Genomic DNA, 15,816 nt, shown 5'->3' with positions numbered 1-15,816 from the left:
GCCCATAAGACTGTGGGCAGGGGGCAGGGGGCAGAATGCCACGCCGCGCGTGCGGGCACCAGCGGCAACAGCCCGCGTCTGCCTCGGGGCTTTGGGTTTAAAAATCGCTACCTGCTTCAGTCCCAGTTGCAATCTGCACGCCTGTGGTTAGAACATGCAAAGCAGGTAATTTATGGCTGAAATGATATGCATCTTGCGCAGCACAGCGCTACGCTTGCCCATCGGGGACTGAAACTCAGCCACCTGCGCCTGCTTGCGGCTTTGGCCGAGACGGGGCAGATCGGGCAGGCTGCGGACCGGATGAGCATCGCCCAGCCTGCGGCCTCGCGGCTTTTGGCCGAGGTCGAGCGGATCGTCGGTGCGCCGGTGCATCTGCGCACGGGGCGTGGTATGGTGCTGACGCCGGTGGGCGAGGCTTTGGCCCTGCGCGCGCAACGCATTCAGACCGAATTGCGCGATGCCGCCCGCGATATCGCCGAGGTGGCGGCGGGCGAGACCGGCCATGTGCGCATCGGCTCTGTCACGGGGCCTGCGATTGGCCGTGTGCTGCCGGCGCTGCGCGAAGTCTGCCTGCATGCGCCACGCATTTCTGCCGAGGTCAAGATCGCAGGCTCGGAGCAGCTGTGCGAGCAGCTTTTGGCGGGAAATCTGGATTTTGCGATTGGTCGCCTGCCCGAAGGCCCCAGCCGTGCGCTGTTTGACATCACACCGATTGCGACAGAGCCGGTCAGCCTTGTGGTGCGCAGCAGCCATCCTTTGATAAGCAAACCCAAGCTTTTGCCCGCCGATCTGTCTGCCTATGATTGGGTGATGCCGCCGCCCGCTGCGATCCTGACCCGTACCGTGCTGGAACGCCTGCGCGCCCACGGCCTGCCCAGCCCGAAACAGGTGCTGGCGACGGACAGCTTTTTGATGATCTTTGCGCTGTTGCAGCATTCTGACAGCATCGCGCCCTTGGCGCGCACTGTCGCCGAGTGCTTTGCCTCTGCCGCTGATGCGCCCTACCGTGCGCTGGCCATCGACCTTGGCATCGAGGTTGCGGCCTTCGGACTTATCACCCGCACAGGGGCGATTTTGCCGCCTGTTGCGGCGCGCTTTGCCGCGGAAATTCACGCCCAACCCAAGGGAACGCTATGACCAAACCGGATATCTTGCAAATCAGCCCCTATGCCGAATGGGATCAAACCCCGCTCGACGCGGCCTACCATGTGCATCACCTGAGCGCTGCGCCAGACCTCAGCGAGATCCGCGCCATTGCCACCACCGGCGGCGCAGGCGTTTCCGATGCGATTATTCAGGCCTGCCCCAAGCTCGAGCTGATTGCGGTCAATGGCGTGGGCTATGATGCAATCAATCTTAGCCTGTGCAAGGCGCGTGGTGTCAGTGTCACCAATACCCCCGGGGTGCTGGACGGCGATTGCGCCGATCTGGCGCTGGCAATGGCGCTTGGCCTCAGCCGTGCGGTGCCTGCTGCCGATGCCCATGCCCGCTCGGGCGCTTGGGAGGCGGCGAATTTCCCGCTGCAACGCCGCTTTTTTGGCGCCAAGGCGGGGATTTTGGGGCTGGGCCGGATTGGCAGCGAAATCGCGCGCCGTCTGGAAGGCTTTGACATGCAGATCGCCTATTCTGCGCGCAGCGAAAAGCCGGTTTCCTATACCTATATCCCCGATCCCGTGGCTTTGGCCGCGCATGTGGATTTTCTGTTTGTGGTCACGCTGGCCAATGCCGAAACCCGCCATATCGTCAACGCCGAGGTGCTGCGCGCCCTCGGGCCGAATGGCATGCTGATCAATATCTCGCGTGCGGCCAATATCGACGAAGACGCCTTGCTGACTGCGCTCGAGACCAATCAGATCGCAGGGGCTGCGCTGGATGTGTTTGAGGGCGAACCCGCCATCAACCCGCGGTTCAAGCCGCTGGCCAATGTCTTGCTGCAACCGCACCAAGGTTCAGCCACCGAGGCCACCCGTCGCGCGATGGGGCAATTGCAGCGCGACAACCTTGCCGCGCATTTTTCCGGCCAGCCACTGCTGACAGCTGTAACGCTGTAACGTGATAGCGTTTCGGGGTGTAACGCCGTAACAGGCTGCGACTGTAACGGTGTAACATGGCCGATTTAGCCTGTCTGCGGGGCTCCAAAATCCGCAGGCAGGCGCAAAATCCCGCCAATGGCTTCAAGCGCCGCAATCTGCTTGGGGTCGGGGGCGTGTAACAGATCAAACAGGGCACGAAAGCCTGCCTCTGGGTCGGCACTGGCCTGACAGGCGCGCAGACGTTCTTTGATCGGGGCGGGGAAGCCATGCGCGTTTAACCGCCAATCCAGCTTGTTCCGCCATGCGGCGTAATTGGGCGCCATATAGTGCAACAGATGCACCCCATCGCGGGCAAAGAGCCTTGTGCCGATCACTTCGGCGCCGCTGGCATCCTCGGCCCAATGCTGGCGCAGCCGCAGATCGCTGCGCCCCGCGCGGTGAAAAGACTTGCCATCGGCATGACCGATCAAGCCATAGCGGCGGCGAAACAGATCGGACTCGGCGCCATAAATCTCATTGACCTCGGCCTTGGCGATTTGCAGGCGAAACAGCTGCTGGGGGCCTGCGGTGTGGATCTGTTCGGCGCTGGCGATGCGGAGGCTCTGCGGCTCGGTTTGCGTGGCCAACCACGCCGCCAAAGTTTTGCCCGCTGCATACATCAGCTCGTCGGCATCGACATTCAACAGCCAGCCCTCGGTCTGAGCGCGATAGGCATGGGTCAGCGCAGCATTTTGCCGCAGCGTAAAGCGGACCTCGGCCGATAGCCCAAGGCTGGCCCAAAACTCTGCCGTGCAGGGTGTAACGGTGACGTAGGGCAGAGCGGCAAAGCGGGCTATATCGGGATGCGCAGGGTCGTCGAAATACAGCGCCACCCGATCCGCGCCTTGGCGCAAATACCAGCTGACAAATCGCTCTAGCACCGCGCTTGGTTCGTTGACAATCGCCGCGACAACAAAGCCCATCAGAGCCCAGCCTTGGCACGCATGTGCACGCTTGTGTCAGCCATGGTCTTCGCCCTCTGCCGCATCAGGTTCTGGCTGCGGATCGCCCAAATAGCCGCCTTGGGTCAGCCAATTGCTCAGGGCGGCGCGATGTTGCGGCAGCCGGTCAAGCATGGCGCTGATCAGATCGCCATAGTCTGGCCAATTGCGCAAAAATCCCGAGCGGTGATAGTGCAAAATTGCAGGGTTCAACCCATCAAGCCTGCGGTCATTCGAGATCGAACAATTGTTACGCTCGTCCACGATTTTATGGGCAAAACCAAAGCGGCGCATGGTGAGCGGCAGGGTGATCTGATCCAGCCACGGCCGCTTGCCGCCGACCTTTGCGCCAAAATCAAAGGCGCTGGCGGTGTTGCGCCACAAAGCGCCAAAGCCTAAACCTTGCACGCGGTCTTCCTCGCGGATCGCCACCATGCCGGCGTTGAAATAGGGCAAAAACGCGCGCTTGCGGCCGCGCAGTAAGTGAATTCGCTCGCTTGGCATCGGCAGATCGAAAAACCTATGCGCCACTTCCCAGCGGGCCAGATCCTTGCCCCAGCTTGCAATGCCTTCGGGCACCACCGAGACCTGCATCGCGCCAGGCAAATCATCGGGGTCGATCGGCGCAATCGCTGCCATATCGGTGTCTAGAAACATCGAAAACCGCGTCTCGCGCGGCTGGGCCAGCGCAAGGATCTTATTGCCGTGCGGATAGGGCGCCGCCCAAAGCCCCTGCGGCACCGCAAGCGGGCGACAGGACACGGCGCAGGCCTGTAACACCGCCGCAATTTCCGGCGGGAAATCACAGCCTGCCGGACAATAGGCGATAATCTCGGCCAAAGGATGATGGCGGCGCAGGCTGTCGGCCAGCAGCAGGCTTTGGGTTTGCAGCCTTGGCCCTTCGATCACGAAGACAAAGCTGAGGTCGCCTTTTTTCATCGGGCTGCCCCCAGGTCTGCTTCGGCCTCTTCGGCTTGGTCTGACACCTCGTATCGGGTCAGGCGCATTTCGGCGCGGGCTTCGCGCAGGGCCACTTCGGCGGCGATCTGGGCTGCGGTGGGCGCGCGCCAGGCGGTGGCGGAGCGAAAGCCTGCAGCGGCAAGCGCGCGCCCCAGCGCCGGAAAATCCAGCAGCGCGTGGGTTTCGCGTTTCACCACCCGGCGGCCTTCGTAAAACCAATATGATTTCACCGCATCAATCCGCGTCGGCACCGCCCCGGTAAAGGCTTCGAACTGGCGCAGATAGTCGTCGATATTCTGCGAAGGGCCGCGGTTGATGATGGCAACTTTGCAGGCGGGATGCATCACCATCGCCGCCAGATGCAGCGCCGAGCCATCCAGCGCCACAATCTGGCGCGCGGCCTTATACTGGGCAATTTGCTCGGCAAGGCTATGATCTTGCGGATGAAAAACCGTATAGCCCTCGGCCTCCAGCCGCGCCTCTATCAGGTGTTCCAGCAGCACCGAGCCGCGCTTTCCCGGCAGGCGCGCGCGCGAGATATAGAGCTTTTCCGCCCCTTCTGCCGCAAGGTTGGCCCCCAGATGCTTGCGCATGAAATCGCGATATTCGGGCCGCCCCGAGGACAGATCGCCGATGCCAAACCCCTGTTCGGGGATAACCAGGCTTTCAATCACCGTATTGGTTTGTGGCGCAAACAGGCCAATGCGCTCAAAGCCCAGGGCGGCAAAAAAGCTGTGATAGGGTTTGACCAGCTTTGCTGCATGGCCCAGTCGCACCTTGGGCAACCAGACCACGCCGTCAAAGCCCTGATCGCGCGCCAATGCCCAAAGCCGTGCCGTGCTTTCACACAGAAAATGTCCGAAATGGCCGTAAAGCATGCCGCCATAAAGATAGCGCCCCTCCAGCCGGGTAAGCGGGGCGCTTGGGTCAATCTCGGGTTCGACCGTCACCGGCGCATTGGCCCAGCGCAGGCAGTCGCCGCTGGGCAAAAACTGCCCCTGTGCATCAAAAAGCCCCGCAGCGCGTTTGGCACCCTTGACCTCATTTTGCCCCCAAGGCACCAGCAACACCTCTTGCAAGCCCGCAAGATCTTGCGACATCGGCAGGTTGGTCCATTTTGTCTGCAACGGGCTTTGGGTCAGGGGCACTGCATTTCCACTTACAACACGATCACAAAAGGCTTTGGGCTGCGCGCCAAAGTGCCCTTGGTCATTGTCGCCTGAATGGCAACAATGGGGCAATTTTGCGGCAAGGCTAACTGCGTCCGATCACCATGGCCTGCACCGCCGCGATATCGCAGATGTTCAGCACCTCGATGAAACTGAGCCCGCCCGAGATGATGATGCGGTCGCTCTCTTGATGATAACTGGGTGCGATCGGCCAGCTTGCCAGCGAAATCGTATCGCCGTCGCGCAGGTCGGTGATGGTCAAGACGCCGCCCCAAGCAACATGATAGGTTACCCCGCCTTCGCCGCCGGTGATGCGATTTTCGCCTGGCCCCACAAAGAACTGATCCGCCCCAGCGCCCGAAGTGACCTCGTTGCGCCCTGGTCCGGTGTGGATGGTCGAGCTGTGGTCGCCGTCGAAAATCTTATCATTCCCCGGCCCGCCATAGATGGTGTTAAAGCCGTCGCCGCCGTAGATCTCGTCATCCCCCGGCCCGCCGTCCAGCGTGTCGCGGCCATTTCCGCCGCGCAGGGTGTCATTGCCCGCCCCACCATAAAACGCATGATCGTCATTGCGCCGCATCGAGGCCGCGACCAAAAGATCATTGCCCGCACCGCCTTCAAACACTGCTCCTGCATAGACAGGGCCAACCATAACATCATCGCCACGGCTGCCGGTGACATGCACCGAAACCCGTTCCGAGGCTTCAAATTCAATCGCGCTGTCAGGATGCGCCACAATCCGCACCGCCTTGCCGATCTCGCTTTCGGTTTCATTGCGCGCAACCACGGTGGCCATTTTTACCACATTGATGCCTGCCGGCACTTTCAGGCTATAGCCATCAGGGCCTGCCAGATAAAACAGCGTGTCATAGGTGGCTTCGGTCACCCGCACGGCTTCGGCGGCCTGACCGTAAGCCCAGACTTGGGTGTCGGCAAAACCGCCCTGCAACACCACCATCCCGTCCATCGCCATCATCGCCGAGATGCCGCTGTCAGGCCGTTCAAGCCCGCGCAGATCAAGGCCGATATGGGCACCCGCCGCGACCAGCTCGTCGCGCAGGGCTTGGGTGTCAGCGCAGCCGATCAGATTGGTCGTCTCGCCCTTATCGGCGACGACATCATAAATATGCTCTTCGCCGTTCGGATAGCGGAAATAGCGATATTGCGTCAGCCCTTCGGTGGAAGGGCGCACCGACAGCGTGCCAAACACCGCCGTCAGCGGCGATTTGCTGCGGTCAAAGCTGCCGAAATCTGCATTTATCAGCGGCAAAAGTGATTGCCCCGAGGTCCACTCAGGCCGCGCTGGCAGGCCTGCCAGATCCAGAATAGTCTTGGGCAGATTATGCAAAGACACTGGTAGATCAATCACTTGCGGGGTCATGCCGGCGTGCCAGATCCCCAAGGGCACATGGGCCGCGCTGTCCCATTGGCTCATTTTGTGAAAGCTGTCGTGGGTGCCAAGGTTAAAGCCATTGTCCGAGAGCAGCACCACCGTCGTGCAATCGCCCAGTTTTGACGCCCGCAAGGCCTGCATAAAGCGGCCGATTTCGTGGTCAACATGGCTACAGGCCGCAAAATAGCCGCGCACCACCTGCCGCCAGCCTTCATCGCCGGCCTTTTCAGGCGTCCAAGCGCCGTTGACGATATAGGCCAGCTCGTAAACCGCCATGCCGGGTTGCGGCCCGGTAAAATCATCGGGATGCGCGCTGGCAGGCCAGGTGATCGCGGCTGCATCATACATCTGATAAAACCGATCCGGGCAAACCAGATTGTAATGCGGGTGCTTAAAGCCAAGCTGGATCAGATGCCGCCGCGCAGGATCGGCGCGACCCAGATAGTCGATGGCGTTTTGCGCCACGCTATAATCGTAAAAGGTCGCATCGGCCGAGCCATCGTCATTTGGCCCATTCACCCCCGCAATGCCGGGGCCGCGGTCAAGATATTCGGTCAGCGGCCCGCGACGGCCCGCATCTTCGGCCAAGACATCTTCATGAAACAGCACGCGGCGATACTCTTCTGGCATCGGGCGATAATTTGCGTCGGTCTTGCCGGTGGTAAAGGTGCGAAAGCCCGCGCGGCGCAGATCAAACTGCCAAGCCGCCGTGGGGGGCAGCACATCGCGCCAAAACCGGTTCAGATCTACCAGTCCGGTGCGAAATGGCGACAAGCCCGTGGTCAGCTCGGCCCGACAGGGCGCGCAGAGCGGGATGGTGGCATAGGCATTGGCAAAACGCGTGCCCTCGGCCATCAGCCGATCAATATTCGGGGTTTGGATGGTCACGCCAAAAGCATCGCGCCATGTGAAAATGTCGATCATATCGTCGATCCAGATCACACAGATATTGCTGGCCTCGGCCGCAGCGCGGTCAAAGGCTGCGACGCGAGATTTGGTCTTAGTTGCCATTGCGAAGCCTTTCTTGCCACAGCGAAAGGGCGGCTTCGGGCGCGCGGGCAACCTCGCCCGCCAATACGTCTTGATCAGGCCAGATCAGCAGATCGCTGGCCTGAAAGCTGCCTAATTTGCCCAGCAGGCTGCGACTGCCCCCCCGACAGCCCAAGAACAGATCCAGCGGCGCGGCGGGCAGGGCGCAAGCCACCGAAATCGCCAGATCGCGGTTCGCGCTCATCCGCACCCGCTGCCCATCCGAAGACAACAGCAAAAGCGTCAGCCGCTGCGGGTCTGGCAGATGCAGGCTGGCTTCGCCGCCCTTCAGTCCAAAGCGGATAAAGCCGCTTTCCGCCGAGAGAAACGCATAGCTCTCATCCTCGCGCGCTTGCAGACTAAGCAGGGTTTGCGCATCCCGCTTGGGCGGCGGTGTATAGATCAGCCCAAGGCTAAAGCAGCGGCCATCAGAAATCGCATCAGCAACACAAAGCCCGCCATGGGTTTTTTCTACGAAATCAAGCGATTGGCTGGCTGCATCCCAGCCAGTGCCGTCCTTGTTAAAGCCCACAGGCCGCGCGCGCGCGGTGCTGGGGGCGCAGGCGGCCCAGCCGGTGACCCGGCTGGCGCTGGTAAACTCTAGACTGTCAGCGTCGCGGGTAGAAAACCAGATCGGGGCAGGCGGGCCAAGCGGTTTTGGCGCGATCACCACCGGCGCCGGGGGCGGGGTGAAATCGGCGTCAATCAAGACGCCTGCGGGCAGCATGCCCGGATAGAAGATCACCATCACCAGACCCCTTGATGAATAGGAATCAGCGCGGGCAGAGCCCAGCGATGCAGCGCGCCGCCCTCGGCCCGACTGGGGGCGGACCAGCCGTCGCGCAATCCGCCACGATTGGCGGGAAAAGCATCGCTAGAAGGCGTTGGCGCGCCGTAAGCATAGGCCAGATCGGCCTTGCCCGTCAGCGCGCGGTCCAGCGTCAGGATCAACGCCTGCGGGTCATCCTCGGCGATGCGCAGCGCGGTAATCGCCACGGGCTTGCCGCTGGTTTCAATACGAAAGCCGCCCGCCGGCCCCGCGCCCAAGCGATCGTCCAGCACCAGATTGCCCATCGCGCGGCAGGTGACGCGCAGCGTGCGCCCCATCACCTCGGCCAGCAAGATCTGCGGGCAGCGCCAGTCTTGCCGCCGCGCCAAGGCCGAAATCGCATAGGCGTCCATCTCGGCCATACGGATGCGCGCAGCAGGGGTGGGGCGGGCAAATCGGGTCTGTTCAAACATATAGCCCGGTGCTGGCAGCGCCACACGGTGCGGCCCATGCGCCCAAGCCAAAGCCGCATGCGCCAAGATCATTGGATGTCGGCTTAGATGCTGGGTGCCTGCCTCGGCTGTCAGCAGAAACGTTGGCCGATGCAGGCCGCGCGCCGCCATATCGGCCTCGATCCGCGCCATCAGCCGCCGCAGCGCCACAAGTTTGCTGTCAGGCGCGCCAAGCTGGTCTTCCAGCGACAGATCAATCGCCACCGCCAGCACCCGCGCGGGCTTGCCCAAGCTTGCGGCGGCCAAATTCAGCGAATCGAGCGCTGCGAGAAAGTTCACATAGGCCTGCCCGCCAATCAAAGCCTCGAGGCTGGCGGAATTATCCGTCTCGGCCCGCACCAGCATTAGGGGCAGCGCCTGCATCGCCTCATAGCGCATCTGCAACAAGGCTTGGGCTGTCAGCGCATCACGGCTGCAATGGGGCAGGCGTTGCAGACCCGCGACCGGATGCGCCTCATCCGTGCCCTCAAGCCCGACCGAAAAGATGTCATCAGCAGGGGCCAGAATGTGATAGGCAAAGCTGGGAGGGCCGTTGTTAAAGCCCGCACGTCGTGCGCCGCCGATGCTGAGGATCGCTTGCAAAGGGCCAATTGCATCGGCGATGATGTCGCCGCCATCCAGCGGTTTGCGAAAATCGCGCGGCGGTCGGTCGGGTTCCAACCTTGCGGTGAAATGCAGCCAATCGCCAATCTGGCGCAGACCCCAAGCATCGATATCACCCAAAAGCTGGGCTGCCTGCGGCTCGACGGTCAAAGGCAAGCCCAAACGTCGCCGCAAATCGGCAATCACTCGATCTGACAGCCGCAGCGTCAGGCCGGTTTCGTCAAAGCCAACCACATCGCCATTCTCGGCCCTGATCAACACGCCCTGCGCGGGCGCGTCGCCCTGTGGCGCGGTCTTGGGGTCGGTCACTGGCATGGGTCTCAACTATCCTATTCGGCATTTCGGCCGTTTACGCTTTGGTTTTTGCGTGAAGCCTTGCTTTGGTCAAGTCTTGACGCGGCTCTGTTTCGAATTGGTTACCAATCTTGACACAAATGCCGCTCTCGCGGTTTTGGCGGCGGCGCGCGCAAACAGGTCGCTTTCCCCGCTAGACAAGTCCGAACCCCGCAAGCTACACAGGTTTCTGACTGGTTCCATGCGAGGCGCAGCCTGCTGGATTAATAGGGAATGCGGTAGGGACGACCCAATCGGGGCCCAATCCGCAGCTGCCCCCGCAACTGTAAGCGGCGACTGTCTGTCCACAAAGCCACTGGGAAACCGGGAAGGTGGGGCAGGTGGGATGACCCGCGAGCCAGGAGACCTGCCCGTCACCCTGTGGTCGGTCCTTTGGGGCCTTGTTTCGCGCACGGGCGGTGCCGCGAAGAAAGTGATGACGATGCTGAACCGGATCTTCGATTCCGCGACGCCGCAGTTAAAGCGGAATGTCGTGTTGATGATAAGTTTTCTGATAGTTTTTAATATTATGGCTTGGGGCGTGGCTTTCGTGGCCTTTGCCGGCCATCCGCTGCTGATCGGCACATCCTTGTTGGCCTATAGCTTTGGTCTGCGCCATGCGGTTGACGCCGATCATATCGCGGCGGTCGACAATATCACCCGCAAGCTGATGCAAGAGGGCCAGCGTCCGGTCTCGGTGGGGCTTTATTTCTCGCTGGGGCATTCGACCACTGTGGTCGCGCTTACGGTGGTGGTGGCCTTTACCGCCAAGGCCTTGGAAGGCTCTTTCAGCCAATACCGCGAGATGGGCGGGATAATCAGCACCTTGATCTCGGCTTCGTTCCTGTTTGCGATTGCGGCGATGAATTTCGCAGCCCTGCGCACCACCTGGAGCAATTTCAAACGCGTCAAGGCGGGAGGCAGGCTGGAAGAGGGCGAAATGAGCCTGATGACCGCAGGCGGCGGCATGATGGCGCGCGGGTTCCGGCGGCTGTTTGGACTGATGGATCGCGGTTGGAAGATCTATTTGCTGGGGCTGCTGTTTGGCCTTGGCTTTGACACCGCCACCGAGGTCAGCCTTTTGGGCATCTCGGCGGCAACCGCCAGCGACGGGCTGTCGCATTGGGCGATCCTGATCTTTCCGCTGCTATTTTGCGCCGGCATGGCCTTGGTGGATACCATCGACGGCATCTTGATGCTGGGCGCCTATGGCTGGGCGTTTCAAAAACCGATGCGTAAGATTTTCTACAACCTCACCATCACCTCGCTGTCGGTTTCGGTCGCTGTGCTGGTGGGGGGCATTGAAACGCTTGGGCTTTTACAAGAAAAGCTGGGGCTGGGCGGTATGTTCTGGGACGGTGTCGCAGGGCTGAATGAAAACTTTGGCCTTTTGGGCTATGGCATCATCGGGCTGTTCATCTTTGGCTGGCTGGCCTCGATGGCGATCTACAAGCTGCGGCGTTACGACGAGGTTTAAGCCGCCTCTGCCCGGATCCAATCGACAAAGCGGCCCGCCTTGGCATGACCCTTGCCAAGGCTGGGCTGCAACAGATGAAACCCTTCGGCGGACGCCAGCGCCAGATCAAAGGGCGCGATCAGCCGCCCTTCGGCCAGATCCGCAGCGGCAAGCGAGGCGCGGCCCAAGGCCACCCCGCCACCCTGCCGCGCCAGCGCCAAAGCGGTCAGCGAATTGTCCAATTGCAGGCCTTTGCCTGCATCGACCCCGCTGGCCCCCGCCGCCTTTAACCACAGCCCCCAACCCTCTTGATAGCCCAGCACATGCAACAAGCGCTGGTCGCGCAGATCGTCGGGGCTTTTCAGGCGCAGATCGGGGGCGCAAACTGGGGTAATCGTCTCTTGCGTCAGGCGGTGGCTGGTGAAACCCGCCCAATCACCGCGCCCGTATTGGATGTCCAGATCAAAGGCGTCATTGTCAAAAGGCCCATTCCAAACTGTCGAGATCACCCGCAGGTTTATGTCGGGGTTGGCGTCCAAAAACGCAGGCAAGCGCGGCGCCAGCCAGTTGACCGCAAAGGCCACCGCACAGCGCAGCGTCAAAACTCCGGTGCGGCGCGGGCCAAACACCTCGCGCGTGCCCGCAGCCAAGCGTTCCAGCGCGTCTTGCACCGACGGCAGATAGGCCTCGCCCGATTTGGTAAGTTCCAGCGATCTGGCATGGCGAATGAACAAAGGCTGGCGCAGATGCTGTTCTAAGGCTTTGACATGTTTGGATATTGCCGCTTGCGTCAGATGCAGCTCTGCCGCGGCATGGGTAAAGCTGCGCGAGCGGGCCGCGGCCTCGAAGGCGCGCAACCATGTCAGTGGCGGCAGATCAGTGATCATCGTGCAAACTCCAAACCCAGCCATAACCTTTTGTAGGGGCATTGGCGCTGAATACATCATTTGACCAGACCCCGCCAGCGGCCTCATCTGGGGCGAAATTCACTTGGAGCTCTGCCGATGTTTTCCGTCTTTCCAACCGCCCGCCTGCGCCCTTCGCCGTTTTACGAAAGCGCTGTCGCCGAGGGCATGACCGCCGCCTCGATCTACAACCGCATGATCATGCCGACCTCTTACGGCGATCCGGCGGCGGAATATTGGCGGCTGATCAATGGCGTGTCGCAATGGGATGTCGGGGTCGAGCGGCAGGTGCAGCTAAAGGGCCCAGACGCGGGTAAACTGGCGCAGATCCTGTCGCCGCGTGATCTGTCGAAATGTCAGGTCGGGCAGGGCAAATATGTGCCGTTGTGCAACCACCGTGGCACCATCATCAATGACCCGATCTTGCTGAAACTGGACGAAGATCTTTACTGGCTGTCGATCGCCGACAGCGACGTGTGGTTCTGGGCCTCTGCCATTGCGGCCGAGCGCGGCTTGGATGTGCAGATCTCGGAACCCGACGTCTCGCCGATGGCGCTGCAAGGCCCGATGGCCGAAGATGTGGTGGCGCATGTGATGGGCGATTGGGTGCGTGGGCTTAAATATTTCTGGTTCAAGGAAACCGAAATCGAAGGCATTCCCGTGGCGGTTCAACGCTCGGGGTGGTCCAAGCAGGGCGGGTTCGAGATTTATCTGAAAGACGGCACCCAAGGCACGCGGCTGTGGAATATCTTCAAAGAGGCGGGCCAGCCTTGGGGCATTGGCCCCGGTGCCCCCGCCACGGCAGAGCGCACCGAAAGCGGTCTGGTCTCGGTTGGCGGCGATACCGACGATATGACCAATCCCTTCGAGGTGCGTCTGGGCAAATACGTCGATCTGGATGTGGCCGATGATGTCGTTGGCATCCAAGCCCTGCGCCGGATCAAGGCCGAGGGCATCAAGCGTCATCAGTTGGGGCTGGTGCTGGACGGCGGCATCCCCGAGCCGCTGGGCTTTCGGCGCGAAGATATTCGGCTGGAGGGCGAGATCATCGGCATGATGACCAATTGCGTCTGGTCGCCGCGCATTCACGCCAATATCGGCTATGCGCTTGTTTCGGTTGACGCAAAGGTCGGGCAGACGGTCGAAGTAATGCGCGACAAGGGGCCGGTTTCGGCTACACTGGTCGAGCTGCCGTTCCTTTAAGCAACGGCCTGCCAAGGGGGGGACCACCATGCGCGCGCATTATGAAGCTGCACCACAAACGCCGGCGAATTTCGTGCCGCTGTCGCCGATCTCGTTTCTAGAGCGCGCGGCAAGCGTCTATGCGCCGCTGCCCGCGACCAGCTATCAGGGCGTCACCCGCAGCTGGGCGCAGGTGGGGGCAAGGGTGGCCGCTGTCACCGCAGCCTTGCGCGCGCGCGGCATCGGTTTGGGCGATACCGTCTCGGTTTTGTCGCCCAACCGGCCCGAGATGTTCGAGCTGCATTACGCCGTGCCCATGGCGGGGGCGGTGCTGAACGCGATCAACACCCGGCTCGAGGCTGAAACCGTCGCCTATATCCTTGACCATTCCGACAGCCGCATGGTCTTTGCCGATGCCAGCCTTGCGCCCCTGCTGCGCGAGGCCTTTGCGATCAACGATAAGGTCTTGCCGGTGGTCGATATCGCCGACCCCGCGGGGCCAGGCTTTGGCGAGGCTGATTACGAATCCATGGCCGCAGGCCCGCCCGCGGCTTGGGCGCTGCCTGCGGATGAATGGCAGGCCTTGGCGCTGAACTATACCTCTGGCACCTCGGGGCGGCCCAAGGGGGTGATCTATCACCATCGCGGCGCTTATCTGATGGCGCTGGGCACGGTGGCGGGCTGGGCCTTGCCTGCGCATCCGACCTATCTGTCGGTGGTGCCGATGTTTCATTGCAACGGCTGGAACCACCCTTGGGCGATGGCGATTGTCGGCGCGCATCTGGTGTTTGCGCGCGATATGTCGCCTGCGGGGCTTTTGGCCACCATGACCGAATTCGGCGTCACCCATTTGGGGGCGGCCCCTGTCATCTTGCAGATGCTGTGCGAAAGCCCCGCCGCCCCGCCCGACGGGTTTTCCCCGCCGATCAAGGCCTTTACCGCAGGCGCGCCACCGCCGCCCGCCGTGCTGGAAAAGGCCGCCAAACTGGGGCTCGAGGTGATGCAGGTTTACGGGCTGACCGAAACCTATGGCCATATCAGCCAATGCCTGTGGCAAGCGCCTTGGTCCGATCTGCCGATCTCGCAGCAGGCGGAAAAGCAGGCGTTGCAGGGCGTGGCCTTTCCGATGGTCGAACCGATCCGCGTGGTCGACCGCGCCACCGGGCTGGATGTGCCCGCCGATGGTGTCACCCAAGGCGAGATCGGCATTCGCGCCAACACCGTGATGAAGGGCTATTACAAAGACCCCGAAGCTACGGCCGAAGCCTTTAAGGGCGGCTGGTTCTGGTCGGGCGATGCGGCGGTGCTGCACCCCGATGGCTATGTGCAAATTCGCGACCGGCTGAAAGATGTGATCATCTCGGGCGGCGAGAATGTGTCTTCGGTCGAAGTCGAGGCGGTGCTGTACCGTCACCCCGCGATCAAAGCCGCCGCTGTGGTGGCGCGCGCGCATGAACGCTGGGGCGAGGTGCCCTGCGCCTTTGTCGAGCTGCGCGATGACGCGGCGGTCACCGAATCCGAGATCATCGGCTTTTGTCGCAGCCATCTGGCGGGCTTTAAAACCCCTAAATCGGTGATTTTCGCCGAACTTCCCAAGACCTCGACTGGCAAGGTGCAGAAATTTATCCTGCGCAACATGGCCCGCGATCTTGGCCCACTCGACGCATAAGGACATGCTATGACGCTTGATATTCTGGGCTTTGGCACCAAAAACCTGACGCTTGATCTGCACGAGGACGGCGTTTTGGTGATGACGCTGGACCGTGCGGCCAAGCGCAACGCGCTGAATGCCGATACGATCGAAGAATTGGTGACGCTGTTTTCGGCCATCCCGCGCGCGGGGGTGCGGGCGGTGGTGCTGGCGGCCAATGGCGATCACTTTAGCGCCGGGCTGGATCTGGTGGAACACCATAAGGCCGACCGCTCGCCTGCCGAATTCATGCATCTGTGCATGCGCTGGCACGAGGCTTTTAACAAAATGGAATATGGCGGCGTGCCGGTGATTGCAGCGCTAAAGGGCGCTGTAGTGGGCGGCGGGCTAGAGCTTGCGTCTTCGGCGCATGTGCGCGTTGCCGATGCTTCGACCTATTTCGCCTTGCCCGAGGGGCAGCGCGGGCTGTTCACCGGCGGCGGCGCCACCATTCGCGTGGCAGGTCTGGTGGGCAAGGCGCGGATGATCGACATGATGCTGACCGGCCGCGTCTATAAGGGGCAAGAGGCGATTGACGTAGGCCTTGCGCAATATCTGGTAGAGGACAGCTTTGCGGTGGCGCTGGGCTTGGCCCGCAAAGCCGCACAAAACCTGCCGCTGACCAATTTCGCCATCTGCTCGGCGATCAGCCATATGGGCAATATGTCGGCCTTTGACGCCTCTTATGCCGAGGCGGTGGTGGCGGGCGTGGTCAACACCCAGCCCGCAGCCCGCGACAGGCTTGACGCCTTTGCCAAAGGCACCGCGGCGCGCATTCGGCCCGAATAGGGCCCGCTTGGCT

At 61.7% G+C, this 15,816-nt stretch carries 13 protein-coding genes and 1 riboswitch; of the genes, 6 read left to right on the top strand and 7 right to left on the bottom strand.

What is annotated here, in order from left to right; all coding sequences use genetic code 11:
• Nucleotides 1-186 precede the first annotated feature (186 nt).
• Together V7Q10_RS05495 and V7Q10_RS05490 are read left to right on the top strand one after the other, a co-directional pair.
• Complete coding sequence (locus tag V7Q10_RS05495; protein WP_333868053.1) at nt 187-1,137, top strand: LysR substrate-binding domain-containing protein; 951 nt, start codon at nt 187-189, stop codon at nt 1,135-1,137.
• Complete coding sequence (locus V7Q10_RS05490; RefSeq protein ID WP_333868052.1) at nt 1,134-2,051, top strand: 2-hydroxyacid dehydrogenase; 918 nt, start codon at nt 1,134-1,136, stop codon at nt 2,049-2,051. The genes V7Q10_RS05495 and V7Q10_RS05490 overlap by 4 nt, the downstream gene beginning before the upstream one ends.
• Nucleotides 2,052-2,116: 65 nt before the next feature.
• Here the strand turns inward: V7Q10_RS05490 and V7Q10_RS05485 are convergent, their stop codons facing one another.
• The 6 genes from V7Q10_RS05485 to V7Q10_RS05460 all read right to left on the bottom strand — a co-directional run bounded on the left by V7Q10_RS05485 (nt 2,117) and on the right by V7Q10_RS05460 (nt 9,763).
• Nucleotides 2,117-2,995, bottom strand: a complete 879-nt coding sequence (locus V7Q10_RS05485) for a glycosyltransferase family 2 protein (RefSeq protein WP_333868051.1) — start codon at nt 2,993-2,995, stop codon at nt 2,117-2,119.
• 36 nt (nt 2,996-3,031) lie between these two features.
• Nucleotides 3,032-3,952: a hypothetical protein gene (locus tag V7Q10_RS05480; protein ID WP_333868050.1), complete on the bottom strand. Its 921-nt coding sequence runs from the start codon at nt 3,950-3,952 to the stop codon at nt 3,032-3,034.
• A complete protein-coding gene (locus V7Q10_RS05475; RefSeq protein ID WP_333868049.1) occupies nt 3,949-5,073 on the bottom strand; it encodes a glycosyltransferase family 61 protein in 1,125 nt (374 codons plus the stop codon). Before V7Q10_RS05475 ends, V7Q10_RS05480 begins: the two co-directional genes overlap by 4 nt.
• A 154-nt stretch (nt 5,074-5,227) precedes the next feature.
• Nucleotides 5,228-7,546 carry a sulfatase-like hydrolase/transferase gene (locus tag V7Q10_RS05470; protein ID WP_333868048.1) on the bottom strand — a complete coding sequence of 773 codons (2,319 nt, stop codon included), beginning with the start codon at nt 7,544-7,546 and terminating at the stop codon, nt 5,228-5,230.
• Complete coding sequence (locus V7Q10_RS05465) at nt 7,536-8,312, bottom strand: hypothetical protein (RefSeq protein WP_333868047.1); 777 nt, start codon at nt 8,310-8,312, stop codon at nt 7,536-7,538. Before V7Q10_RS05465 ends, V7Q10_RS05470 begins: the two co-directional genes overlap by 11 nt.
• The gene (locus tag V7Q10_RS05460) at nt 8,312-9,763 is read right to left on the bottom strand and encodes a hypothetical protein (protein WP_333868046.1); all 1,452 of its coding nucleotides are present in this window, start codon (nt 9,761-9,763) and stop codon (nt 8,312-8,314) included. The genes V7Q10_RS05465 and V7Q10_RS05460 overlap by 1 nt, the downstream gene beginning before the upstream one ends.
• Nucleotides 9,764-9,959: 196 nt before the next feature.
• A riboswitch (cobalamin riboswitch) is annotated at nt 9,960-10,170 on the top strand.
• On the opposite strand from V7Q10_RS05460, the gene V7Q10_RS05455 reads away from it, so the two are divergent.
• On the top strand, nt 10,128-11,258 hold the full coding sequence (locus tag V7Q10_RS05455; RefSeq protein WP_333868045.1) for a HoxN/HupN/NixA family nickel/cobalt transporter: 1,131 nt from the start codon (nt 10,128-10,130) through the stop codon (nt 11,256-11,258). (Overlaps the previous riboswitch by 43 nt.)
• Here the strand turns inward: V7Q10_RS05455 and V7Q10_RS05450 are convergent.
• Nucleotides 11,255-12,124 (bottom strand): LysR substrate-binding domain-containing protein, encoded by an 870-nt coding sequence (locus V7Q10_RS05450; RefSeq protein WP_333868044.1) that lies wholly within the window; start codon nt 12,122-12,124, stop codon nt 11,255-11,257. The genes V7Q10_RS05455 and V7Q10_RS05450 overlap by 4 nt on opposite strands.
• A 117-nt stretch (nt 12,125-12,241) precedes the next feature.
• On the opposite strand from V7Q10_RS05450, the gene V7Q10_RS05445 reads away from it, so the two are divergent.
• Genes V7Q10_RS05445 through V7Q10_RS05435 form a run of 3 tightly spaced genes read left to right on the top strand, consistent with a single transcriptional unit; the run spans nt 12,242 to nt 15,803 of the window.
• On the top strand, nt 12,242-13,345 hold the full coding sequence (locus V7Q10_RS05445) for a glycine cleavage T C-terminal barrel domain-containing protein (RefSeq protein ID WP_333868043.1): 1,104 nt from the start codon (nt 12,242-12,244) through the stop codon (nt 13,343-13,345).
• A 28-nt stretch (nt 13,346-13,373) separates the two neighbouring features.
• Nucleotides 13,374-14,993 carry an AMP-binding protein gene (locus tag V7Q10_RS05440; RefSeq protein WP_333868042.1) on the top strand — a complete coding sequence of 540 codons (1,620 nt, stop codon included), beginning with the start codon at nt 13,374-13,376 and terminating at the stop codon, nt 14,991-14,993.
• 9 nt (nt 14,994-15,002) lie between these two features.
• Nucleotides 15,003-15,803, top strand: a complete 801-nt coding sequence (locus V7Q10_RS05435) for a crotonase/enoyl-CoA hydratase family protein (protein ID WP_333868041.1) — start codon at nt 15,003-15,005, stop codon at nt 15,801-15,803.
• Nucleotides 15,804-15,816: the final 13 nt, after the last annotated feature.

Origin of the sequence: Cypionkella sp. (assembly GCF_036782355.1) — a bacterium.
In the GTDB taxonomy this organism is placed as follows: domain Bacteria; phylum Pseudomonadota; class Alphaproteobacteria; order Rhodobacterales; family Rhodobacteraceae; genus Cypionkella.
The sequence above is the reverse complement of the archived record's forward strand: the minus strand, read 5'-3'. Positions and strand labels throughout refer to the sequence as shown.

Coding starts and splice junctions, on each gene's coding strand:
- V7Q10_RS05440 (WP_333868042.1), top strand. CDS start 13,374: ATGCGCGCGCATTATGAAGCTGCACCACAAACGCCGGCGAATTTCGTG.
- V7Q10_RS05465 (WP_333868047.1), bottom strand. CDS start 8,312: ATGGTGATCTTCTATCCGGGCATGCTGCCCGCAGGCGTCTTGATTGAC.
- V7Q10_RS05435 (WP_333868041.1), top strand. CDS start 15,003: ATGACGCTTGATATTCTGGGCTTTGGCACCAAAAACCTGACGCTTGAT.
- V7Q10_RS05490 (WP_333868052.1), top strand. CDS start 1,134: ATGACCAAACCGGATATCTTGCAAATCAGCCCCTATGCCGAATGGGAT.
- V7Q10_RS05485 (WP_333868051.1), bottom strand. CDS start 2,995: ATGGGCTTTGTTGTCGCGGCGATTGTCAACGAACCAAGCGCGGTGCTA.
- V7Q10_RS05480 (WP_333868050.1), bottom strand. CDS start 3,952: ATGAAAAAAGGCGACCTCAGCTTTGTCTTCGTGATCGAAGGGCCAAGG.
- V7Q10_RS05475 (WP_333868049.1), bottom strand. CDS start 5,073: ATGTCGCAAGATCTTGCGGGCTTGCAAGAGGTGTTGCTGGTGCCTTGG.
- V7Q10_RS05470 (WP_333868048.1), bottom strand. CDS start 7,546: ATGGCAACTAAGACCAAATCTCGCGTCGCAGCCTTTGACCGCGCTGCG.
- V7Q10_RS05460 (WP_333868046.1), bottom strand. CDS start 9,763: ATGCCAGTGACCGACCCCAAGACCGCGCCACAGGGCGACGCGCCCGCG.
- V7Q10_RS05455 (WP_333868045.1), top strand. CDS start 10,128: ATGACCCGCGAGCCAGGAGACCTGCCCGTCACCCTGTGGTCGGTCCTT.
- V7Q10_RS05445 (WP_333868043.1), top strand. CDS start 12,242: ATGTTTTCCGTCTTTCCAACCGCCCGCCTGCGCCCTTCGCCGTTTTAC.
- V7Q10_RS05450 (WP_333868044.1), bottom strand. CDS start 12,124: ATGATCACTGATCTGCCGCCACTGACATGGTTGCGCGCCTTCGAGGCC.
- V7Q10_RS05495 (WP_333868053.1), top strand. CDS start 187: ATGCATCTTGCGCAGCACAGCGCTACGCTTGCCCATCGGGGACTGAAA.